At 70.8% G+C, this 22844-nt stretch carries 18 protein-coding genes and 1 pseudogene; 17 read left to right on the top strand and 2 right to left on the bottom strand.

The features are described from left to right. Positions 1-23 precede the first annotated feature (23 nt). Together ACFVYL_RS33395 and ACFVYL_RS33390 are read left to right on the top strand one after the other, a co-directional pair. A complete protein-coding gene (locus ACFVYL_RS33395) occupies positions 24-1436 on the top strand; it encodes a helix-turn-helix domain-containing protein (RefSeq protein ID WP_389722672.1) in 1413 nt (470 codons plus the stop codon). A 245-nt stretch (positions 1437-1681) separates the two neighbouring features. Next, the gene (locus ACFVYL_RS33390) at positions 1682-4870 is read left to right on the top strand and encodes a M20/M25/M40 family metallo-hydrolase (protein ID WP_389722670.1); all 3189 of its coding nucleotides are present in this window, start codon (positions 1682-1684) and stop codon (positions 4868-4870) included. 86 nt (positions 4871-4956) lie between these two features. On the opposite strand, the gene ACFVYL_RS33385 is transcribed toward ACFVYL_RS33390, so the two are convergent. Continuing rightward, on the bottom strand, positions 4957-6624 hold the full coding sequence (locus ACFVYL_RS33385; protein WP_389722704.1) for a hypothetical protein: 1668 nt from the start codon (positions 6622-6624) through the stop codon (positions 4957-4959). Between the two features lie 183 nt (positions 6625-6807). Further along, positions 6808-9006, bottom strand: coding sequence for an elongation factor G-like protein EF-G2 (locus tag ACFVYL_RS33380; protein WP_389722668.1), 2199 nt, complete (start codon positions 9004-9006; stop codon positions 6808-6810). A 258-nt stretch (positions 9007-9264) separates the two neighbouring features. Here ACFVYL_RS33380 and pgsA point away from each other — a divergent pair, with 258 nt between their 5' ends. The 15 genes and pseudogenes from pgsA to ACFVYL_RS33305 form a co-directional block, all read left to right on the top strand. After that, entirely contained in the window at positions 9265-9936 is a 672-nt protein-coding gene (pgsA, locus tag ACFVYL_RS33375; protein ID WP_389722666.1) for a phosphatidylinositol phosphate synthase, read from the top strand. Continuing rightward, entirely contained in the window at positions 9933-10853 is a 921-nt protein-coding gene (locus ACFVYL_RS33370; RefSeq protein ID WP_389722664.1) for a phosphatidylinositol mannoside acyltransferase, read from the top strand. The genes pgsA and ACFVYL_RS33370 overlap by 4 nt, the downstream gene beginning before the upstream one ends. Beyond that, on the top strand, positions 10850-12013 hold the full coding sequence (locus tag ACFVYL_RS33365) for a glycosyltransferase family 4 protein (RefSeq protein ID WP_389722662.1): 1164 nt from the start codon (positions 10850-10852) through the stop codon (positions 12011-12013). The genes ACFVYL_RS33370 and ACFVYL_RS33365 overlap by 4 nt, the downstream gene beginning before the upstream one ends. Before the next feature lie 375 nt (positions 12014-12388). Further along, positions 12389-12934, top strand: a complete 546-nt coding sequence (locus tag ACFVYL_RS33360) for a hypothetical protein (RefSeq protein WP_389722660.1) — start codon at positions 12389-12391, stop codon at positions 12932-12934. 154 nt (positions 12935-13088) lie between these two features. Then, a complete protein-coding gene (pdxS, locus tag ACFVYL_RS33355; protein ID WP_389722658.1) occupies positions 13089-14003 on the top strand; it encodes a pyridoxal 5'-phosphate synthase lyase subunit PdxS in 915 nt (304 codons plus the stop codon). Then, positions 14003-14605 carry a pyridoxal 5'-phosphate synthase glutaminase subunit PdxT gene (pdxT, locus tag ACFVYL_RS33350; RefSeq protein ID WP_389722656.1) on the top strand — a complete coding sequence of 201 codons (603 nt, stop codon included), beginning with the start codon at positions 14003-14005 and terminating at the stop codon, positions 14603-14605. The genes pdxS and pdxT overlap by 1 nt, the downstream gene beginning before the upstream one ends. Before the next feature lie 161 nt (positions 14606-14766). Next, on the top strand, positions 14767-15519 hold the full coding sequence (locus tag ACFVYL_RS33345) for a YebC/PmpR family DNA-binding transcriptional regulator (RefSeq protein WP_389722654.1): 753 nt from the start codon (positions 14767-14769) through the stop codon (positions 15517-15519). Between the two features lie 103 nt (positions 15520-15622). After that, complete coding sequence (gene ruvC / locus ACFVYL_RS33340; RefSeq protein WP_389722652.1) at positions 15623-16189, top strand: crossover junction endodeoxyribonuclease RuvC; 567 nt, start codon at positions 15623-15625, stop codon at positions 16187-16189. Further along, positions 16186-16797, top strand: coding sequence for a Holliday junction branch migration protein RuvA (gene ruvA, locus ACFVYL_RS33335; protein WP_389722650.1), 612 nt, complete (start codon positions 16186-16188; stop codon positions 16795-16797). Before ruvC ends, ruvA begins: the two co-directional genes overlap by 4 nt. A gap of 59 nt (positions 16798-16856) precedes the next feature. After that, positions 16857-17921, top strand: a complete 1065-nt coding sequence (gene ruvB / locus ACFVYL_RS33330; protein WP_389722648.1) for a Holliday junction branch migration DNA helicase RuvB — start codon at positions 16857-16859, stop codon at positions 17919-17921. Between the two features lie 197 nt (positions 17922-18118). After that, a complete protein-coding gene (gene yajC / locus ACFVYL_RS33325) occupies positions 18119-18580 on the top strand; it encodes a preprotein translocase subunit YajC (protein ID WP_389722646.1) in 462 nt (153 codons plus the stop codon). 164 nt (positions 18581-18744) lie between these two features. Further along, the gene (gene secD, locus ACFVYL_RS33320; RefSeq protein ID WP_389722644.1) at positions 18745-20511 is read left to right on the top strand and encodes a protein translocase subunit SecD; all 1767 of its coding nucleotides are present in this window, start codon (positions 18745-18747) and stop codon (positions 20509-20511) included. A gap of 1 nt (position 20512) precedes the next feature. Then, positions 20513-21640: a protein translocase subunit SecF gene (gene secF / locus ACFVYL_RS33315; RefSeq protein WP_389722642.1), complete on the top strand. Its 1128-nt coding sequence runs from the start codon at positions 20513-20515 to the stop codon at positions 21638-21640. After that, positions 21637-22185, top strand: coding sequence for an adenine phosphoribosyltransferase (locus ACFVYL_RS33310; protein ID WP_389722640.1), 549 nt, complete (start codon positions 21637-21639; stop codon positions 22183-22185). The genes secF and ACFVYL_RS33310 overlap by 4 nt, the downstream gene beginning before the upstream one ends. A 296-nt stretch (positions 22186-22481) precedes the next feature. Then, positions 22482-22844, top strand: a pseudogene (locus tag ACFVYL_RS33305) (GTP pyrophosphokinase); the annotation flags it as partial.

Here is a 22844-nt window from a genome sequence, read left to right as displayed (position 1 = left end):
GAGAGCCTGGCCAGGGAGGGGTCATGTCCGTCGGCGTGTCAGAGGCGGTCGAGCCGGGGTGGGCGGAGTTCGGTCGGCAACTGCGCATGCACCGCCGGCGGGCCGGACTCACCCAGTCGCAGCTCGGCCGGCGGGTGGGCTACCACCACAGCTTCATCAGCAGGCTCGAGGGCGGGCTGCGGGAACCGCCCTTCGACCTGGTGAACCGGCTCGATGCCGCCCTGGGGACCGAGGGGCGGCTCGCCGCCGCCATCGCCACACGGTCCCCGTCGCCGGGTGCGCCCGGCCCGCGCCTGACGGCGCCCACGCTATTCTCCCCGATCCCCGGGACGGACGTCCCCGGCGACGGGGACCCGCTGACCGCGCAGCCATGGCCGGAGCGGCTGCCCGCCGACGGCCTGGCCTGCCCGCTGCACGGCAGGGTGGGCTGCGCGACACCCGACCGGAGGTCGGTCGCGGGTCTGCTGGACGGGCTGACCAGTCCGTACGGCCGGGCCGGCGAAACGGCCGGGGCGGAGGGGGAGCTGCTGCACGGCCTGACCGCCGTCCTTGCCTGTCTGATCCGTGAAGCGTTCGTCGACGTCACCGACGCGTGCGCGAACACCGTGGAACGGCTGCTGCGCGGTGTGGTCCGCTGGGCCGAGGCGGTCAATTCCACCGGCCGGCTGCCGTACGGCCAGCTGCGGCTCGCCGCTCAGTACGCCCAGGTCGCCGGGCGGCTGCGGATGGAGCGCGGGCAGGGCGGCGTCGCCATGGCCTGGTTCGGGCACGGCCTGCGGTGGGCGGACGCCACCCGGGACGCCGAGGCCCGGGCGACCCTCCTCAGCGACATGTCCACCCTCGTCCGGCTCGACGGGGACGCCGCGTCGATGCTCGTGTACGCGCAGGCCATCGGGGCGGTGGACGCCAAGCGGCGCTGGATGGCGACCCTGGCCGATCTGTACCAGGCGCGCGCGTACGCGCTGCGCCACGACGACGCGGCGTGCCGGCAGCACATCTCCATGGCGCGGCGCAGGTTCGCGCGCCTCGACGACCGGGACCGTCTCGAAGCGCCCTGGCTCTCGGGCGCGGAGGGTGAGCTGCGCGTCGAGTCGGCGATCGGCGGGGCGCTGCGCGACCTCGCGGTGGTGACTCAGGACCGTGCGGTGGCCCGCCGTGCGGTCGAGGCCACCGCACGGTCGTACGCGCTGCTGCCGCCCGTGATGCGCTCCGCGCGGCTGCTGCTCACCCTGCGCCTCGCGGACAGCTGGGCGTGTGCCGGTGATCCGGTCGCGGCGGTCACTCTGGCCGGGCCCGTCCTGGAAGAGGCCGTGGGCGCGCGCGAGTTGATGATCGCCGTCGAGCTGCGCGGACTGCACAGCCGGCTTGCCGGGCGCTGGAGGGAGCTGCCGGAGGTCCGGGAGTACCGGGAGCGGCTGCGGGGTGTGCCGGAGTGAGGTGTGCGGGGTGTGCCGGAGTGAGGTGTGCGGGCTGTGCCGCGCTTGCCAGTTCTTGCCAGGGCGTGCCGGGCGGCTGAAATCCATTGACCGGGGGCCGGGCCGGTGTGAGGGTTCCGGCCAGCCACGAGGGTGTCATGTCACCGCCAGACCGGAAGTGGAGCAACGGACACGACCGCACCGCCTGACGCACGCGTGCTCCCCCTGGCTCAGCCGAGCTTCAACACCTCTCACAAGGAGCCGTGATGCTCAGAAGATCCGCAGCGGCCGGGATAACCCTGGCCCTGGCACTGGCGGGGGTGACGGTACCGGCCTCCCTCGCCTCGGCGGCGCAGACCGCGCCTTCCGCAGCCAGGCCGGACCCCCTCGCGAAAGCCGTCGCCGCCGCCGACAAGGCCGTGCGCAGCGGCCTCGACTCGCTCGCCAAAGGGCCCGGGGAACAGTACGACCGGCATCAGGTCACCCCCTGGACCAAGGGCCTGTACTCGGTCGCGTACGAACGCACCTACCGCGGGTTACCGGTGGTGGGCGGAGACGCGGTGGTCCTCGCCGACGGCAAGGGCAAGGTCCGGTCCGTCCAGGCCGCGACCGACGCGAGGATCTCGGTCACCACCGAGGCCCGGGTGACGGCCGCGCAGGCGGTCAGGACGAGCCGTACGAGGCTGGCGTCGGTCAAGAAGGTCGACTCCAAGCGTCTGGTGGTCCGGGTCAAGAAGGACGTGCCCTCGCTCGCCTGGGAGACCGAGCTGACCGGACGCAGCAAGGCGGGCGGCCCCAGCAGGCTGCACGTCTTCGTCGACGCGCGCACCGGCAAGGTCATCGACACCTACGACGACGTGCGCGCGGGAACCGGCCACAGCAAGTGGAACGGCCCGGACCCGCTGACCATCGACACCTCCCGGTCCGGCAGCAACTACGTGCTGCGCGACACCACGCGGCCGGGTCTGCAGTGCTCCAGCTACCAGGGCAGCGTGTTCACCAAGGCGACCGACGACTGGGGCACCGGCAACCCCACCAGCCGCGAGACCGGCTGCGTCGACGTGATGTTCGCCGCGCAGAAGCAGTCGAACATGCTCAAGGAGTGGTTCGGCCGCAACGGGCACAACGGCAACGGCGGCAGCTGGCCGGTGAGCGTGGGCCTCAACGAGCTCAACGCCTACTGGAACGGATCCTCCGTCACCATCGGCCACAACAGTGCCAATGAGTGGATCGCCGGAGTCGACGTCGTCGCCCACGAGTTCGGCCACGGTCTGGACTCCAACACCCCCGGTGGCGCGAACCACGAGAGCGGCCTGGGCGAGGCGACCGGCGACATCATGGGCGCCCTGACCGAGGCGTACATCAACGAGCCCGCTCCCTACGACACCCCCGACTACACCGTCGGGGAAATGATCAACCTCCAGGGACGCGGCCCGATCCGGAACATGTACGACCCGAGCCGGATCAACAACGACCCCAACTGTTACTCCGCCTCGATCCCCAACACGGAGGAGCACAAGGCGGCCGGGCCCATGAACCACTGGTTCTACCTGCTTGCCGAGGGTTCCAGCCCCGGCGGCGGCAAGCCCTCCAGCCCCACCTGCAACAACCAGCAGGTGACCGGCGTGGGCAACAAGAACGCCGGCAAGATCTTCTACGGTGCCATGCTGCTCAAGACCAGCGGCATGACGTACAAGCGCTACCGCACCGCCACGCTCACCTCGGCGAAGAACCTGGACGCGAGCTGCGACCTGTTCAACGCCACGAAGGCGGCCTGGGACGCCATCAGCATCCCCGCCCAGAGCGGTGACCCGACCTGCTCCGGGCAGCAGAACGACTTCTCTCTCGGGCTCAGCCCGGCCTCGGGGCAGGTCGACGCGGGCGCCTCGACCAGTGCCACGGTCAACACCACGACCGTCACCGGCAGCGCCCAGCAGATCTCGCTGACCGCCGCGGGCGCGCCGACGGGCGTCGGCGTCTCGTTCGACCCGGCGACCGTCACGTCCGGCTCCAACGCCACCATGAAGATCACCACCTCGGCGTCCACCACGCCAGGCACCTATCCGATCACCGTCACGGGCACCGCGGGCACCAGGACGCACACCGTCCAGTACACGCTGACCGTGGGCGGTGGCGGCAACCCGACGCTCCCGCCGGACATCGACGTGGAGAAGGTGCGGGCGCACCTGACGCAGTTCAACACCATCGCCTCGCAGAACGGCGGCAACCGCCGGTCCACCGGCGCCGGCTACCGGGCCTCCCTCGCGTACGTGAAGGGCAAGCTGGAGTCCGCCGGATACAGGGTCACCGAGCAGAGCTGCGCCTCCGGCTGCTCCGCCGGCGCGGGCAACAACCTGATCGCCGAGTGGCCGCAGGGCGACGCCGACAACGTCTACATGTTCGGCGCGCACCTCGACGGCGTGGCGGCGGGGCCGGGAATCAACGACAACGGTTCCGGATCCGCCTCGATCCTGGAGGCCGCGCTGACCCTGGCGCAGCACAACCCCGCCATGAAGAACCGCGTCCGCTTCGCCTGGTGGACCGACGAGGAGCAGGGCCTGAACGGCTCGGACTACTACGCCGGATCGCTCCCGGCCGCGGAACGCGCCAAGATCAAGGCGTACTACAACTTCGACATGGTGGGCTCGTCGAACGCCGGGTACTTCATCAACAACCTGAACTCCTCGGCCTCGGTCCCGCTGCGGGACTACTGGACCTCCCTCAACCTCGCCCCCCAGGAGAACGTCGAGGGCCAGGGCCGCTCGGACGACGCCTCCTTCCAGCGCGTCGGCATCGCGACCTCCGGCTACGCCACCGGTGCCTCGGCCACGAAGTCCGCGTCCGAGGCCGCGAAGTGGGGCGGCACCGCGGGCCGTTCGTACGACTCGTGCTACCACTCCGCCTGTGACACCACCGCCAACGTCAGCGCCACCTCGCTGAACCGCAGCGTGGACGGGGTCGCGTACGCGCTCTGGAAGACGTCCGTGAGCGACAAGCCCGCCCCGACGGACGACTTCTCCCTCTCCGCCGACCCTGCATCGGGCACGGTCGAGCCGGGTACGTCCGCGAAGGTCACCCTCGCCACCGCCACGACCAGTGGATCGGCGCAGAAGGTAGGGCTCTCGGCCTCCGGTGCTCCGTCCGGCGTGAGCGTCTCCATCAGTCCGGATTCGGTGCTCTCGGGTGAGTCCGCGACCGCCACCGTCGAGGTCGCGGCGGGCACGGCTGCCGGCACCTACACGCTGACCTTCACCGGCAGCGGACAGGCCACCCACACCACCACCTACACCCTCACCGTGCCGGGCGGCGGCGAGACCACCTGGCAGCTGGGTGCGACCTACGCGGCGGGGGACGTGGTGACCTACGAGGGCGTCCGCTACCGCTGCATCCAGGGCCACACCGCCTATCCGGGCTGGGAGCCGCCGAACGTCCCCGCCCTGTGGCAGGCCATCTGATCCACCTCACCGGTAGTCCGTGCGGCGGCCACCGGTGAGGCTCCCGGGGGCGGTGGGGTGCGTGCTTGCGCCCCGCCGCCCCTGCCTCACGCGTCGTACACGTCCGCCTTCCTCGGCATCGGGTCCTGGATCGCGCCGCTGAGGAAGCCGGAACGGGCGCCGAACTTCTCGGTGTTCACGCCGTTCTCCTCAAGGACCTTGATCGCGGCCGAGTGGACCACGCGCAGCACGGGCGTGGCGGCACGCAGCGCGTCGTCCGCCATGAACCGGTGCCGCCAGGGCTTGTCCGCCCAGGCGTGCCGCAGGCCGAAGGGCTCGGGCAGGACCAGCTTGCCGCCGAGGTGGTCGAGGATCGGCGGGTACCAGGTGAAGGGGGCGCGGACCGCGAGGCGCACCACCTCGTCGGCGTCGATCAGCGGCAGGTTGCGGGTGGTGGTCTCCCAGAACCGGATCGGCTTGGCGACCGTCTTCGTCTTCGGCGAGGGTTTCGTGGTGAACAGCGGGTGCACGGGGCCCAGGGCGTGGCCGGTGACCTCGATGCGCAGCGTCTCGTGGAGCACGGTCACCGTGATCAGCATCGTGATGACCAGCTGGCCGTCCCAGAGCGTGAACTGCACGCCCAGGTAGTGACGGTTGCCGCTGCCGAACTGCTGTTCGTTGCAGATGCGCTGTATCTCGTGGCCGCGGATCTGGAAGGCCTCGACGTCCGTGCCGGTGGGGCGGCTCACCGCCTTGGCGTTCTCCCCGATGGGGGAGACGATCCAGTGCTTTATGTCCGGCGTGGGGAAGCCGCCGGTGTGCAGGGGGCCGCGCTCCAGCATGCGCAGCTGGTCGTGGACCGCCCGTATGACGTCCCAGCTGCGGAAGGGGTGGATCTCCTTGCCCGCGTCGGCCGGCACCAGCTCCTCGGCCAGCTGCCAGCTGCCCCAGCGCGTGCCCATGCCCAATATGCCCTTGGGCCCGGCGTAGAACACGGAGTTGCTCTGCTGCTCGGCGGAGAGCCTGGCCAGGCTCTGGCGCAGTCGCTCGGCGGCCGTCTCGCCGGGGCTGCCGGGCACCGCCTCGGGGATCTTGGCGCCGATGCCGCCGCCCGCGAGCAGGCTCGACCAGCGCTCGCGCAGGTCCCTGGCGGTGCGCTCGGCGATCTGCTTGGCCCAGAACCAGCCCACCACGGGCAGCACGATCGCCGCCCGCAGATACCAGGCCCAGAAGCCGCCGAAGGGCAGCTTGAGGAGAGCGAGGGCGGCCAGCACGCCCACCGCGACCAGGACCGCCGTGGCGAGTGCGCCCGCGCGCTTGTCCTCGCTCTTGGCGACCTGGCGCCTGATGGTGAAGACGAGCAGCCACACCAGCAGGCCCGGCAGGAAGAGCACCCCGCACAGGACCGTCACGGCGGTGAGCCAGCTGTCGCGTTCCTTGCGGATGCGGTTGGCCGCGAGGCAGTGCTCGACGACCGACTGCGGCTCGGTCCCGAAGGACTGGATGAGCGGACCGCGCCCGCCGCCGAGCATCCGCACCTGCACGGTCCGCGCGAAGGCCTCGCCGAGGTTCGGCTTGAAGAGCGACCAGAGGCCGGGCTTCACCTCGGACTTGTGCCACTCCGTATTGGCCGCGAGGATGCCGTCGATATCGCCGTCGCGATACGCGGCCGAGGCCAGGGCATGCGTCGCCGCGGTCTGTCCCGCGGCGCCCGAGAGAGGAACCTGGGCCCCGGGCCTGAAGTCGAATACATCGTCCGCCACTGCCGCCCCCATCGCCGCGACGCCTTCACTGCTGCGGCTCTTCCCGACTTCCTTGTCCGGCACACCTGTTGCCGTCCGGCACATCTGCTGATCAGGTCATCAGCGTATCCGTGCGCACCGACATCCGTCAGGGGGCGGCCGAATGCCGCCCGCCCGCAGGAGTGCGAGCGGGCGGGCGGCACGGGGACGGCCCAACTAGGCCGTGTCCTGCGCCTGTTCGCGGATCTTCTCGGAGAGCTGCGGCGGCATCGGCTCGTGGCGTGCGTACGTACGGCTGAACCGGGCGGTGCCCTGCGAGAGGGACCGCAGGTCCACCGCGTACCGGCCGATCTCGATCTCGGGGACCTCGGCCCGCACGAGGGTCCGCCCGCCGGGTGCCTGCTCGGTGCCGATCACCCGGCCCCGGCGCCCCGACAAGTCGCTCATCACCGCCCCGACATGGTCGTCGCCGACCAGCACCCGCACCTCCGCGACGGGTTCGAGCAGATGGATCCTCGCCCCGGACGCGGCCTCGCGCAGCGCGAGCGCGCCCGCCGTCTGGAACGCGGCGTCGGAGGAGTCCACCGAGTGCGCCTTGCCGTCGAGGAGCGTGACGCGCACGTCGATCAGCGCGTACCCGGCGGCGACGCCCCTGGCCGCCTGGGCGCGCACGCCCTTCTCGACGGACGGGATGAACTGCCGCGGCACGGCGCCGCCGACGACCTTGTCGACGAACTCGATGCCGCTGCCACCGGGCAGCGGCTCCACCTCTATCTCACAGACCGCGTACTGGCCGTGCCCGCCGGACTGCTTCACATGGCGGCCCCGGCCGCCCGACCTGTCGGCGAACGTCTCGCGGAGGGAGACCTTGTGCGCCACCACGTCGACCTGGACGCCGTACCGGCTGCGCAGCCGCTCCAGGGCCACGTCGGCGTGCGCCTCGCCCAGGCACCACAGGACCACCTGGTGGGTGTCCTGGTTCTGTTCGAGCCGCATCGTCGGGTCCTCGGCGACCAGCCGCGACAGGCCCTGGGAGAGCTTGTCCTCGTCGGCCTTGCTGTGGGCCTCGATGGCGAGCGGCAGGAGCGGGTCGGGCATGGACCAGGGCTCCATCAGGAGCGGGTTGTCCTTGGCCGAGAGGGTGTCGCCGGTCTCCGCCCGGTTCAGCTTGGCCACGCACGCCAGGTCGCCCGCGACGCACCGGGTGAGCGCGCGCTGCTGCTTGCCGAAGGGGGAGGAGAGCGCGCCGACGCGCTCGTCGACGTCGTGGTCCTCGTGGCCGCGGTCGGCCAGACCGTGCCCGGAGACGTGGACGGTCTCGTCGGGGCGCAGGGTGCCGGAGAAGACGCGTACGAGCGAGATCCGGCCCACGTAGGGGTCGGACGCGGTCTTCACGATCTCGGCCGCAAGGGGGCCCTGCGGGTCGCAGGTGAGGGCCGGGCGGGCCGCGCCGCCCGGCGTGGTCACGGCCGGCGCCGGGTGCTCCAGCGGGGTGGGGAAGCCTCCCGTGATCAGCTCGAGGAGCTCGACCGTGCCGATGCCCTGCCGTGCGCCCTCGGCGGCGGGCGCCGCGGCGAGCACCGGATGGAAGATGCCGCGTGCGACGGCCCGCTCCAGGTCGTCCACGAGTGTCTTGAAGTCGATGTCCTCGCCGCCGAGATAGCGGTCCATGAGGGACTCGTCCTCGCTCTCGGCGATGATCCCCTCGATCAGTTTGTCGCGTGCGTCCGCGATGAGCGGCAGCTGGTCGTCGCCCGGTTCGGACTCCTTGCGTTCGCCGGACGCGTAGTCGAAGATCCGCCGCGAGAGCAGCCCGATCAGGCCGGTCACCGGCGCGTGGCCGTCCGGTCCCTGCTCGCCGTGGAGCGGCAGGTACAGCGGCAGTACGGCGTCGGGGTCGTCGGCCCCGAAGGCCTGCGCACAGGTGCGGGTCATCTCGGTGAAGTCGGCGCGGGCCGACTCCAGGTGGGTGATCACGATGGCCCGCGGCATGCCGACCGCCGCGCACTCCTCCCACAGCATGCGGGTCGAACCGTCCACGCCGTCCGCCGCCGAGACGACGAAAAGGGCCGCGTCCGCGGCGCGCAGACCGGCCCTCAGCTCCCCGACAAAGTCGGCGTACCCGGGGGTGTCCAGTAGGTTGATCTTGAAGCCGTCCCATTCGACGGGGACCAGGGACAGCTGCACCGAGCGCTGCTGCCGGTGCTCCATCTCGTCGTAGTCGGAGACGGCGGTGCCGTCCTCCACCCGGCCGGCCCGGTTCACCGCCCCCGCGGTCAGCGCGAGGGCCTCCACCAGAGTCGTCTTGCCCGATCCGCTGTGGCCGACCAGCACCACATTCCGTACGGAGGCGGGGTGGTCGGCCGCTGTAGCCCTGCCGGCGGCTCCGGGGTGTGCATTCGCCTTGTCGCCCATGCCTTGGCCTCCCGGTCACGTGCACGGTGAGGAGGCACAGCCCCCTCGGGGATGCTGGCTGCTCGCGGACACGCGGGGCCGCGTGCGGGTCGGCTCGTGCGACGCCCGCGGTGCTTTCGAGCTTTCCACTCGGGTCACTGTGCGTCCATACGTCGTACGCGATCGTGAGGGGGCGAGCCGGTCGGTCAACCGCGTGACTACGATGGGCCAGCCGGTGGCCAACGGGGCCACGCGGCGCACCGAACCCTCGGGAAGGCCATGCTGAACAAGTACGCGCGTGCATTCTTCACGCGTGTCCTCACACCGTTCGCCGCGTTTCTCATCCGGCGGGGGGTGAGCCCCGACGCGGTCACCTTCATCGGCACGGCCGGTGTGATGGCGGGAGCACTGGTCTTCTTCCCCAGGGGAGAGTTCTTCTGGGGCACGATCGTCATCACGCTGTTCGTGTTCTCGGACCTCGTCGACGGCAACATGGCACGCCAGCTCGGCCGCTCCAGCCGCTGGGGCGCCTTCCTGGACTCCACGCTGGACCGGGTGGCCGACGGCGCGATCTTCGGAGGCCTCGCCCTCTGGTACGCCGGGTCCGGTGACGACAACATCCTGTGCGCCGTCTCCATCTTCTGTCTGGCGAGCGGCCAGGTGGTCTCGTACACCAAGGCCCGCGGTGAGGCCATCGGCCTGCCCGTCGCCGTCAACGGCCTGGTGGAGCGCGCCGAGCGGCTGGTGATCTCGCTGGTCGCCGCGGGCCTCGCGGGCCTGCACAAGTTCGGCGTCCCCGGCATCCAGATCCTGCTGCCCATCGCCCTGTGGATCGTCGCGGCCGGCAGCATGGTGACCCTCGTCCAGCGCGTCGTGACCGTGCGCCGGGAGTCCGCGGAGGCGGACGCCGCCGCGGGCCCCGGGACCCAGGAGAGTGAGGCCGCGCAGTGAAGGACCGACTCACCGACGCGCTGTACGGACTCGGCTGGAGCACCGTCAAGAAGCTCCCCGAGCCCGTCGCCGCACGGCTCGGCCGCACCATCGCCGACACGGTCTGGAAGCGCCGCGGCAAGGGCGTCCTTCGCCTCGAATCCAACCTCGCGCGCGTGGTGCCCGACGCGAGCCCGCAGCGGCTCGCCGAGCTCTCCAAGGCGGGCATGCGCTCCTACCTGCGCTACTGGATGGAGTCCTTCCGCCTCCCGTCCTGGAGCAGGGAACGCATCAAGGGCGGCTTCGACGTCAAGGACGTCCACCACCTCACCGACGGGCTCGCCGCCGGCAAGGGCGTGATCATCGCGCTGCCGCACCTGGGCAACTGGGACCTCGCCGGCGCCTGGGTCACCACCAAGCTGGAGACCCCCTTCACGACGGTCGCGGAACGCCTCAAGCCCGAGACGCTCTACGACCGCTTCGTCGCCTACCGCGAGAGCCTCGGCATGGAGGTGCTGCCGCACACGGGCGGCTCCGCCTTCGGCACGCTGGCCCGGCGGCTGCGCGCCGGCGGACTCATCTGCCTCGTAGCGGACCGCGACCTGTCGGCCTCCGGCGTCGAGGTGAAGTTCTTCGGAGACACCGCACGCATGCCCGCGGGCCCGGCGATGCTGGCCCAGCAGACCGGCGCGCTCCTGCTGCCCGTGACGCTCTGGTACGACGGCACGCCCGTCATGAAGGGCCGCGTCCACGCACCCGTCGACGTCCCCGAGACAGGTACCAGGACCGAGAAGACGTCTGTCATGACGCAGGCGCTGGCCGACGCCTTCGCCACCGGTATCGCCGACCACCCGGAGGACTGGCACATGCTGCAGCGTCTTTGGCTCGACGACCTGGAACCCCGCCCCGACGAGGCCCGCCCGGGGGAGCCCTCGTGAAGATCGGCATCGTCTGCCCGTACTCGTGGGACGTGCCGGGCGGCGTCCAGTTCCACATCCGCGATCTGGCGGAGCACCTCATCCGCCTCGGGCACGAGGTCTCCGTCCTCGCCCCGGCCGACGACGAGACGCCCCTGCCGCCGTACGTGGTGTCGGCGGGGCGAGCCGTCCCCGTCCCGTACAACGGCTCCGTGGCCCGCCTCAACTTCGGCTTCCTGTCGGCCGCGCGGGTACGCCGCTGGCTGAACGAGGGCAGCTTCGACGTCATCCACATCCACGAGCCCACCTCGCCCTCGCTGGGGCTGCTCACCTGCTGGGCCGCGCAGGGCCCGATCGTCGCGACGTTCCACACGTCGAACCCGCGCTCCCGGGCGATGATCGCCGCGTACCCGATCCTGCAGCCCGCCCTGGAGAAGATCAGCGCGCGCATCGCGGTCAGCGAGTACGCACGCCGCACGCTCGTCGAGCACCTCGGCGGCGACGCGGTCGTGATCCCGAACGGCGTCGACGTCGACTTCTTCGCCAAGGCCGAGCCCAGACCCGAGTGGCAGGGCGGGACGATCGGCTTCATCGGACGCATCGACGAGCCCCGCAAGGGCCTGCCGGTCCTGATGAAGGCGCTCCCGCAGATCTTCGCCGAGCGCCCGGACGCCCGCCTGCTCGTCGCGGGCCGCGGCGACGAGGAGGAGGCTGTCGCCTCGCTCCCCGCCGGACTCCGCTCCCGGGTGGAGTTCCTCGGCATGGTCAGCGACGAGGACAAGGCGCGGCTGCTGCGCAGCGTCGACCTGTACGTGGCGCCGAACACCGGCGGCGAGAGCTTCGGGATCATCCTGGTCGAGGCGATGTCCGCGGGCGCGCCCGTACTCGCCAGCGACCTGGACGCCTTCGCCCAGGTCCTCGACCAGGGCGCGGCGGGTGACCTCTTCACCAACGAGGACGCGGACTCCCTGGCGAAGTCGGCCGTACGCCTGCTCACCGACCCCGCCCGCCGCAAGGGCCTGCACGACCGAGGCAGCGCCCACGTGCGCCGCTTCGACTGGTCGACGGTGGGAGCGGACATCCTCGCGGTCTACGAAACGGTGACGGACGGCGCGGCATCGGTGGCGGAGGACGAACGGGTGGGCCTGAGGGCGAGGCTGGGGTTGGCACAGAAGGGCTGAGCTGCCGGACACCGCTTTCGGCCGCTCCGGCGCTTTCAGCCCGTCCGGCGTTTGAGGACCGGGGGTGTGGGGGCAGCGCCCCCGGAACACTGGGCCGGGGTGCCGGATTCATCCCGCCGGCCGCCTGAGGCCGGGGCACCGATTCCAGCCTGTCCGGCGTTTGAGGACCGGGGGTGTGGGGGCAGCGCCCCCGGAACACTGGGCCGGGGTGCCGGATTCATCCCGCTGGCCGCCTGAGGCCGGGGCACCGATTCCAGCCTGTCCGGCGTTTGAGGACCGGCGGTGCGGGGGCAGCGCCCCCGGAACACCTCAGCAAGGCCCCCCGCACAGGAACCCGGCCCAAGGCGCCCCCGCCCGAAGGTAGCCTTGCGGCCCGTGACCTCCACTTTGATCTGGATCGCGGTAGCCCTCTTCGCGATCGGCCTCTACCTGAGCTGGACAGCGGGCCGGCTCGACCGGCTGCACGCACGTATCGACGCGGCCCGCGCCGCCCTCGACGCGCAGCTGCTGCGCCGCGCCTCCGTCGCCCAGGAGCTGGCCACTTCCGGAGTCCTCGACCCCGCCGCCTCGATCGTGCTCTACGAAGCGGCCCACGCGGCCCGGCAGGCGGAGGAGGAGCAGCGCGAGGTCGCCGAGAGCGAGCTCAGCCAGGCGCTGCGGGCGATCTTCGGCGAGGTCCAGCAGGTGGAGGCGGTGCGCGAGGCACCGGGCGGCGACGAGGCGGCCACGGAGCTGGCCGCGGCCGTCCGCAGGGTGCCGATGGCCCGGCGCTTCCACAACGACGCGGTGCGCGCCGCCCGCGCGCTGCGCCGCCACCGCAAGGTCCGCTGGTTCCGGCTCGCCGGGCACGCGCCCTTCCCGATGGCCTTCGAGATGGACGACGAACCCCCGGTGGCCCTGGCCGACCGCGCGGGCGGCTGACCCGGCCGCCCCCGCCCCCCCACCCTCTACGCCCCTGACCTGCCACATCTCGAAAAAATGAGCCACCGGTGACCCATTGGCCCTTGCTGTGGCCTGGTGGTCGGGAGTTTCCTCGTAGACGCAGCAGCCGTCTCCCTCGAGTGAGGTCAACTCCGTGTCCAGCACCCCCTCCAGCAGCAACCAGACGCCCGAGACCGGCACCGCGCGCGTGAAGCGCGGCATGGCCGAGCAGCTCAAGGGCGGCGTGATCATGGACGTCGTCAACGCCGAGCAGGCGAAGATAGCCGAGGACGCCGGCGCCGTCGCCGTCATGGCGCTGGAGCGTGTGCCCGCCGACATCCGCAAGGACGGCGGCGTGGCCCGGATGTCCGACCCGAACATGATCGAAGAGATCATCGAGGCCGTCTCGATCCCGGTCATGGCCAAGTCCCGCATCGGCCACTTCGTCGAGGCCCAGGTCCTGCAGTCGCTCGGCGTCGACTACATCGACGAGTCCGAGGTCCTCACCCCGGCCGACGAGGTCAACCACAGCGACAAGTTCGCGTTCACGACCCCGTTCGTGTGCGGCGCCACCAACCTGGGCGAGGCCCTGCGCCGCATCGCCGAGGGCGCGGCGATGATCCGCTCCAAGGGCGAGGCCGGCACCGGCAACGTGGTCGAGGCCGTCCGCCACCTGCGCCAGATCAAGAACGAGATCGCCAGGCTGCGCGGCTTCGACAACAACGAGCTGTACGCCGCCGCCAAGGACCTGCGCGCCCCGTACGAGCTGGTCAAGGAGACCGCGGAGCTCGGCAAGCTGCCGGTCGTCCTCTTCTCCGCCGGTGGCGTCGCCACCCCCGCCGACGCCGCTCTGATGCGTCAGCTCGGCGCCGAGGGCGTCTTCGTCGGCTCCGGCATCTTCAAGTCGGGCGACCCGGCCGCGCGCGCCGCCGCCATCGTGAAGGCCACCACCTTCTTCGACGACCCGAAGGTCATCGCCGACGCCTCCCGCAACCTCGGTGAGGCCATGGTCGGCATCAACTGCGACACCCTGCCGGAGACCGAGCGCTACGCGAACCGAGGCTGGTAATGACCACTCCCGTAGTGGGCGTCCTCGCCCTTCAGGGGGACGTACGGGAGCACCTGATCGCCCTGGCCTCGGCGGACGCCGTGGCCAGGCCGGTCCGGCGCCCCGAAGAGCTCGCCGAGGTCGACGGTCTGGTCATCCCCGGGGGCGAGTCCACCACCATCTCCAAGCTGGCCACCCTCTTCGGCCTGATGGAGCCCCTTCGCGCGCGCGTGCGTGCGGGGCTGCCGGTCTACGGCAGCTGCGCGGGCATGATCATGCTCGCCGACAAGATCCTCGACCCGCGCTCGGGCCAGGAGACGGTGGGCGGCATCGACATGATCGTGCGCCGCAACGCCTTCGGCCGGCAGAACGAGTCCTTCGAGGCTGCCGTCGACGTCAAGGGCGTCGAGGGCGCCCCCGTGGAGGGTGTCTTCATCCGCGCGCCCTGGGTCGAGTCGGTCGGCGCCCAGGTCGAGGTGCTCGCCGAACACGGGGGGCACATCGTGGCCGTGCGCCAGGGCAACGCGCTCGCCACGTCGTTCCACCCCGAACTGACGGGGGACCATCGCGTCCACGCGCTGTTCGTGGAGATGGCGAGGGGTAACCCGCGCGCGGGATCCTAGTAGGATCTCCGGGGATCGCTCCGGGGCCCGAGAGCCTGTGTCATAACCCCGGCCGGGTGGGCGCCGTCCGGCACGCACTGATCCGGCCGGGGCTATGACACAGGCTCTAGGGTCTGGGAGAGTCCTTACTGGTTGTTGGGTAACGCGAAGGAGACAGGCAGATGTCCGGCCACTCTAAATGGGCTACGACGAAGCACAAGAAGGCCGTGATCGACGCCAAGCGCGGCAAGCTCTTCGCGAAGATGATCAAGAATATCGAGGTCGCGGCCCGCACGGGCGGCGCCGATATCTCGGGTAACCCGACCCTCTTCGACGCCATCCAGAAGGCCAAGAAGAGCTCGGTCCCGAACAAGAACATCGACTCCGCGGTCAAGCGCGGCGCCGGTCTCGAAGCCGGTGGCGCCGACTACGAGACGATCATGTACGAGGGTTACGGCCCCAACGGTGTCGCGGTGCTCATCGAGTGCCTCACCGACAACCGCAACCGCGCCGCATCCGACGTACGCGTCGCCATGACGCGCAACGGCGGCTCGATGGCCGACCCGGGCTCCGTCTCGTATCTCTTCAACCGCAAGGGCGTCGTGATCGTCCCCAAGGGCGAGCTCGGCGAGGACGACGTCCTCGCGGCCGTCCTCGACGCGGGCGCCGAGGAGGTCAACGACCTCGGCGAGACGTTCGAGGTGCTCAGCGAGGCCACCGACATGGTCGCGGTCCGCACCGCGCTCCAGGAGGCCGGCATCGAGTACGACTCGGCCGACGCCAACTTCGTCCCGACCATGCAGGTCGAGCTGGACGAGGACGGCGCCCGGAAGATCTTCAAGCTGATCGACGCCCTGGAGGACAGCGACGACGTGCAGAACGTCTTCGCCAACTTCGACGTCTCCGACGAGGTCATGGCGCAGGTCGACGCGTAAGCGCTCCGCTGAGTGAACGGGCCGACGGGAAACACCCCCGTCGGCCCGTCGCGTTGTCAGAGGGACCCGATAGCCTGCACAGACAGGCGATGGGAGGGGCTACGTGCGCGTGCTGGGAGTTGACCCGGGGCTGACCCGGTGCGGTGTCGGCGTCGTCGAGGGAGTGGCCGGACGGCCGCTGTCCCTGCGCGGCGTCGGGGTCGTACGGACCCCGGCGGACGCGGAGTTGGGCCACCGCCTCGTCTCCATCGAGCAGGGCATCGAGCAGTGGCTCGACGAGTACGGCCCCGAAGTCGTCGCCGTGGAGCGGGTCTTCAGCCAGCACAACGTACGCACGGTCATGGGCACCGCCCAGGCCAGCGCCGTCGCCATGCTCTGCGCGTCGCGGCGCGGCATCCCCGTCGCCCTGCACACCCCGAGCGAGGTCAAGGCCGCCGTCACCGGCAGCGGCCGCGCAGACAAGGCGCAGGTCGGCGCGATGGTCACCCGGCTCCTGCGGCTCGACGCGCCGCCCAAGCCGGCCGACGCGGCGGACGCCCTGGCCCTCGCCATCTGTCACATCTGGCGTGCCCCCGCGCAGAACCGCCTGCAGCAGGCCGTCGCCCTGCACGCCACGAGAACCCCGACAGCGCGGGAAACCGCCCCAGCACAGAAAGGCCGTACCGCATGATCGCCTTCGTCAGCGGCCCCGTCGCCGCCCTCGCCCCCGATACGGCGGTGCTCGAGGTGGGCGGCATCGGCATGGCCGTCCAGTGCGCGCCGAACACGCTCTCCACGCTCCGGGTCGGCCAGCAGGCCAAGCTCGCCACGTCCCTGGTCGTGCGGGAGGACTCCCTCACCCTGTACGGCTTCGCGGACGACGACGAGCGCCAGACCTTCGAGCTCCTGCAGACCGCGAGCGGCGTGGGCCCGCGCCTCGCCCAGGCCATGCTCGCCGTGCACAGCCCGGACGCCCTGCGCCGCGCGGTCTCCACCGGTGACGAGAAGGCCCTCACCGCCGTCCCCGGCATCGGCAAGAAGGGCGCCCAGAAGCTCCTCCTGGAGTACAAGGACCGCCTCGGCGAGCCCCTCGGCACCGGCGGACCCGCTATCGGCACCGCCGTCACCTCCGGCTGGCGCGAGCAGCTGCACGCCGCGCTGATCGGCCTCGGGTACGCCACCCGTGAGGCCGACGAGGCCGTCACCGCCGTCGCCCCGCAGGCCGAGGCCGCCGAGGGCACCCCGCAGGTCGGCCAGCTCCTCAAGGCCGCGCTCCAGACCCTGAACCGCACCCGCTAGCCACTCCCGTACGCACCCGCCGGCCACCACCCCTTGAACCGCATCGCGAGGCACACCGCATGAACTGGGACGACACGACCGACGAAGCGGCCGAGCGGCTCGTGGGTGCGTCCGCCGACGGCGAGGACCAGGCGGTCGAGGCGGCCCTGCGCCCCAAGGACCTGGGCGAGTTCATCGGCCAGGAGAAGGTCCGCGAGCAGCTCGACCTCGTCCTGCGGGCGGCGCGCGCGCGTGGCGCCACCGCCGACCACGTACTGCTCTCCGGAGCCCCCGGCCTCGGCAAGACCACCCTCTCGATGATCATCGCCGCCGAGATGGGCGCCCCGATCCGCATCACCAGCGGCCCCGCCATCCAGCACGCGGGCGACCTCGCCGCGATCCTCTCCTCCCTCCAGGAGGGCGAGGTCCTCTTCCTCGACGAGATCCACCGGATGTCGCGGCCCGCCGAGGAGATGCTCTACATGGCGATGGAGGACTTCCGCGTCGACGTCATCGTCGGCAAGGGCCCCGGCGCCACCGCCATCCCCCTCGAACTGCCGCCCTTCACCCTCGTCGGCGCCACCACGCGCGCGGGCCTGCTGCCCCCGCCGCTGCGCGACCGCTTCGGCTTCACCGCCCACATGGAGTTCTACGAACCCGTCGAACTGGAGCGGGTGGTCCACCGCTCCGCGCACCTGCTCGACGTGGAGATCGACACCGAAGGCGCCGCCGAGATCGCGGGCCGCTCCCGCGGCACGCCCCGTATCGCCAACCGCCTGCTGCGCCGCGTCCGGGACTATGCGCAGGTCAAGGCCGACGGCTTGGTCAACAAGGACATCGCGGGCACGGCCCTCGCCGTCTATGAAGTGGACGAACGCGGTCTCGACCGCCTCGACCGGGCCGTCCTGGAAGCCCTGCTCAAGCTGTTCGGCGGCGGACCCGTCGGCCTGTCGACACTCGCGGTCGCCGTGGGGGAGGAGCGCGAGACCGTCGAAGAGGTGGCGGAGCCCTTCCTCGTACGGGAGGGACTGCTCGCCCGCACCCCGCGCGGCCGCGTCGCGACGCCCGCGGCCTGGGCGCACCTCGGCCTCGTACCCCCGCGTCGGACGGGCGGAAAGGGACAACAGGACCTGTTCGGGGCGTGATGTCCGCGAGACGGCGCCGCCACCGGCGGGGAACGGCGCGGGGAGTCGACCCCTCAGGAACTGCGGTGCCATGCTGAGCGTTGTTCGTAAGGTGCGGACTCGCTTAGACTCCGCCGATGCCGCCCTTGCGGGTGGCGTACCCACCCCCATCCCAATGGCCGCTTACCTGCGCGGTCGTGCGAAGGAAACTCCGTCCCGTGAATATCGTGACCCTCCTCCCCTTCATCGTGCTCATCGGGGCCATGTTCCTGATGACCCGGTCTGCCAAGAAGAAGCAGCAGGCCGCCGCGCAGATGCGTAACGAAATGCATCCCGGCACCGGCGTCCGCACGATCGGGGGCATGTACGCGACCGTCAAGGAGGTCCACGACGAAGCCGTCCTCCTTGAGGTGGCCCCCGGTGTCCACGCGGTTTACGCGAAGAACTCGATCGGCGCCGTCCTCGACGACGACGAGTACAACCGCATCGTGCACGGCACCGAGGACGACCTGAAAGAGGACACCCCCGTCGTTCCGGACGACGCCTCTTCCCTGACCGAGACCGACGAGCCCGCCGACGCTTCCGACGACTCGCGCATCGACCTCGGCAAGAAGGACGAGCCCGCCGGGGCCGACGACGCGGAGCCGAAGAAGACCGACGGCGAGTCCGACGCGAAGTAGTCACGCCCGGGGCCCGTGGGGTGCGCCGCTCGCGCACCGCGGGCCCCGGATCACGTGCATTTCGCGCCGAATCTCGACACCACTTCATGGCCGCCCGCCCGGGCCTCCCCGCACGGTACGGGGACAGACCGGATGCCGGGCGGTTGGACAGGGAGAACGAGAAGGTGGCAGCACCGAAGAAGGGCCGAAGGCAGAGCGCCCCGGGCAAGCCGGGACGCTCTCTGGTCTTCATCCTGATCGCCCTCGTGGCGCTCACGGGGGGAATGTTCCTTTCCGGGCACACCACGCCGCGTCTGGGCATCGACCTCGCAGGCGGCACGAGCATCACGCTCGAGGCCAAGAACGAGCCGGGCCAGAACAACGCGATCAACCCGACCAACATGAACACCGCGGTTGACATCATCAACAACCGTGTCAATGGTCTGGGTGTCTCCGAGGCCGAGGTTCAGACCCAGGGCGACAAGAACATCATTGTCAACATTCCCAAGGGGTCGAACGAGAAGCAGGCGCGGGAGCAGGTCGGCACGACCGCTCAGCTCTACTTCCGTCCGGTGATCACGCAGGCTCCCGGCCAGCCCACGCCCGAGCCGTCAGCCAGCCCCTCGTCCGGCACGGACAAGGAGAAGGACAAGGGCAAGGCCACCGACAAGGCGACGGACAAGGCCACCGACAAGGCGAACTCCCCGACCGGCACGGCGTCGCCCCAGGGCCGCGCCGTCAGCGAGGCGCTGAAGGACGACCCGACGCCGTCGGACAAGTCCAAGGACGGAAAGGACGGCAAGCAGAACAAGGCGCCGTCCCCGGACCCGGCCACCGCCAAGCTGCAGGAGCAGTTCACCAAGCTCGACTGCACCGACAAGAAGGCCCGCGCCGGGGCAGGCCTGGGCGTGAAGCCCTCCGACCCCACCGTCGCCTGTGGCAAGAGCCCCGACGGCAAGACGTGGGACAAGTTCATCCTCGGCCCGGCCCAGGTGAACGGCAAGGACGTCAAGAAGGCACAGGCGACCATCAACCAGTCGTCCGGCGCCTGGGTCGTCAACATGGACTTCACCAAGGGCGGTTCGAAGAAGTTCTCCGAGGTCACCAGCAAGCTCTCGCAGCAGCAGCCCCCGCAGAACCAGTTCGCGATCGTCCTCGACGGTGACGTCGTCTCGGCCCCCAGCGTCAACACGACCCTGAGCGCCAACGCCGAGATCTCCGGCAGCTTCAACCAGCAGTCCGCGAAGGATCTGGCGAACGTCCTCTCGTACGGCGCCCTGCCGCTCACCTTCCACGAGCAGAGCGTCACCACGGTCAGCCCGGCCCTCGGCGGCGAGCAGCTCAAGGCGGGCCTGATCGCCGGTGCCATCGGCCTCGCGCTCGTCATCATCTACCTCGTGGCCTACTACCGCGGCCTCTCGCTCATCGCCATCGCGAGCCTCCTGGTCTCCGCGGCGCTGACGTACTCGATCATGACGCTGCTCGGCCCGACCATTAAGTTCGCGCTCAACCTGCCCGCGGTGTGTGGTGCGATCGTTGCGATCGGCATCACCGCGGACTCGTTCATCGTGTTCTTCGAACGCGTACGTGACGAGATCCGCGAGGGCCGCACGCTGCGCCCCGCCGTCGAGCGTGGCTGGCCGCGCGCCCGGCGCACCATCCTGGTCTCCGACTTCGTGTCGTTCCTGGCCGCCGCCGTGCTCTTCGTCGTCACGGTCGGCAAGGTGCAGGGCTTCGCGTTCACGCTCGGCCTGACCACGCTGCTCGACGTCGTCGTGGTGTTCTTCTTCACCAAGCCGCTGATGACGCTGATGGCGCGCAAGAAGTTCTTCGCCAACGGCCACAAGTGGTCCGGCCTCGACCCGCAGCGGCTCGGCGCCAAGCCCCCGCTGCGCCGGTCCCGCCGCACCCCCGCTCCCCCCGCCGGCCCTGTCGACCCGAAGGAGGCGTGAGATGTCGAAACTCGGCAATCTCGGCGCCAGGCTCTACCGCGGTGAGGTCGGCTACGACTTCGTCGGCAAGCGCAAGATCTGGTACGGCATCTCGATCCTGATCACCATCACGGCCATCGTCGGCCTGGCGGTGCGCGGCCTGAACATGGGCATCGAGTTCGAGGGCGGTGCCGTCTTCAACACCCCGAAGACCACCGCCTCGGTCTCGCACGCCGAAGAGGCCGCGGAGAAGGCCTCCGGCCACGACGCGATCGTCCAGAAGCTGGGTGACGACAAGCTCCGCATCCAGATCGCGGGCGTCGACATCAAGAAGTCCGACCAGATCAAGAAGTCGCTGGCCGAGGACCTGGACGTGAAGGCCGGCGACATCGACGCCGACCTCGTCGGCCCCAGCTGGGGCGACCAGATCGCGAACAAGGCCTGGCAGGGCCTGGCGATCTTCATGGTCCTCGTGGTGGTCTACCTGGCCATCGCCTTCGAGTGGCGCATGGCCCTGGCCGCACTGATCGCGCTGATCCACGACATCACGATCACTGTGGGTGTGTACGCACTGGTCGGCTTCGAGGTCACGCCGGGCACGGTGATCGGTCTGCTGACCATTCTCGGTTATTCGCTGTACGACACGGTGGTGGTCTTCGACAGCTTGAAGGAGCAGTCGAAGGACATCACCAAGCAGACCAGGTACACCTACAGCGAAGTCGCCAACCGCAGCATCAACGGCACCCTGGTGCGCTCGATCAACACCACGGTCGTCGCGCTGCTCCCGGTGGCGGGCCTGCTGTTCATCGGTGGCGGCGCCCTGGGCGCGGGCATGCTCAACGACATCTCGCTGTCGCTGTTCGTCGGCCTCGCGGCCGGTGCGTACTCCTCGATCTTCATCGCCACGCCGCTCGTCGCCGACTTCAAGGAACGCGAGCCGCAGATGAAGGCGCTCAAGAAGCGGGTGCTCGCCAAGCGCGCGGCGGCCGCTGCGAAGGGCGAGTCCGCGGAGGCGCCGGTGTCCGCCGGCGCCGAGGACGAGCAGGACGACGACCCGGCGGATGACGCCGCACCGGCCGTCGTCGGTCCCCGCACCCAGCCCGCGTCCCGCAGCCGCGGCAAGGGGCGCGCGTCGGGGAAGCGCCGATGACCGAGCTCGCAGGCGTCACGGAGCTGCTGCTCAGCCGCATCCGTGACGTCCCGGACTACCCGGTGCCGGGCGTGATGTTCAAGGACATCACGCCGCTGCTCGCCGACCCGGCCGCGTTCGCTGCGCTCACGGAGACCTTGGCGGACCTCAGCGTGCGGCACGGCGCCACGAAGATCGTCGGCCTGGAGGCCCGCGGCTTCATCCTCGGCGCGCCCGTCGCGCTCCGCGCCGGGCTCGGCTTCATCCCCGTACGCAAGGCGGGCAAGCTCCCCGGGGCGACGCTGAAGCAGAGCTACGACCTGGAGTACGGCAGCGCCGAGATCGAGGTGCACGCCGAGGACCTGGCCGCGGGCGACCGCGTCATGGTCATCGACGACGTCCTCGCCACCGGTGGCACCGCGGCCGCCTCGCTGGACCTGGTCCGCCGCTCGGGCGCCGAGGTGGCCGGTGTCGCGGTCCTCATGGAGCTCGGCTTCCTCGACGGCCGGCAGAAGCTGGAGCGCGCCTTGGACGGGGCGCCGCTGGAGGCTCTGATCACCGTCTGAGACGGCTCGCACTACGGCACGACGGGCGCTCCGGCCATCTCACCGGGGCGCCCGTCGTCGTTTCGGCCGGTTCCCGCTCTGGACGGGGCCCCGTGCGTCCCTCCCCGCGCCGCGGGCGCCGGGAGGGCACTGCTGGGGACCGGAGCGTCGGGCCTCGTGGAATCCACGCACCGCCCCTTGCGTTTCTCCAGTACAGAGACGTCTCATCGGCCGAAGGGGAACCGACGGCCCAGGATCGATACCATGGGTTCTTCGGGGCCTGACCGGGGGACCCCGATCGCGCACAGGGAGCGCTCTTGCCAGACGAGTCCCAGCCACTCACCGCCGCCAAGGCCGCCCAGAGGGCCAAGCAGGCCTCGGCGGGCTCCGCCGCGCCCGTGCAGAAGGCAGAAGGCGGGCAGGGCGGCACGTCCGCGCAGCGCGCCCAGGCAGAGGTCTCTCGGGGCGACAAACCGGCCGAGCAGCCCCGCCCGAAGCCGCCCGCGGATCACCATCCGACGGCCCCCGCGATCCGGCCCGCCACGGGGCAGCCGGGTCGTTCCGGTTCCTCCAACCGGGTGCGGGCCCGGCTCGCCCGGCTCGGCGTCCAGCGCTCCAACCCGTACAACCCGGTCCTTGAGCCGTTGCTGCGCATAGTGCGCACAAAAGACACCACCAAG

Source organism: Streptomyces sp. NPDC058308 (assembly GCF_042880275.1).
GTDB lineage: Bacteria > Actinomycetota > Actinomycetes > Streptomycetales > Streptomycetaceae > Streptomyces.
This window is presented reverse-complemented; position numbering and strand designations above follow the sequence as displayed.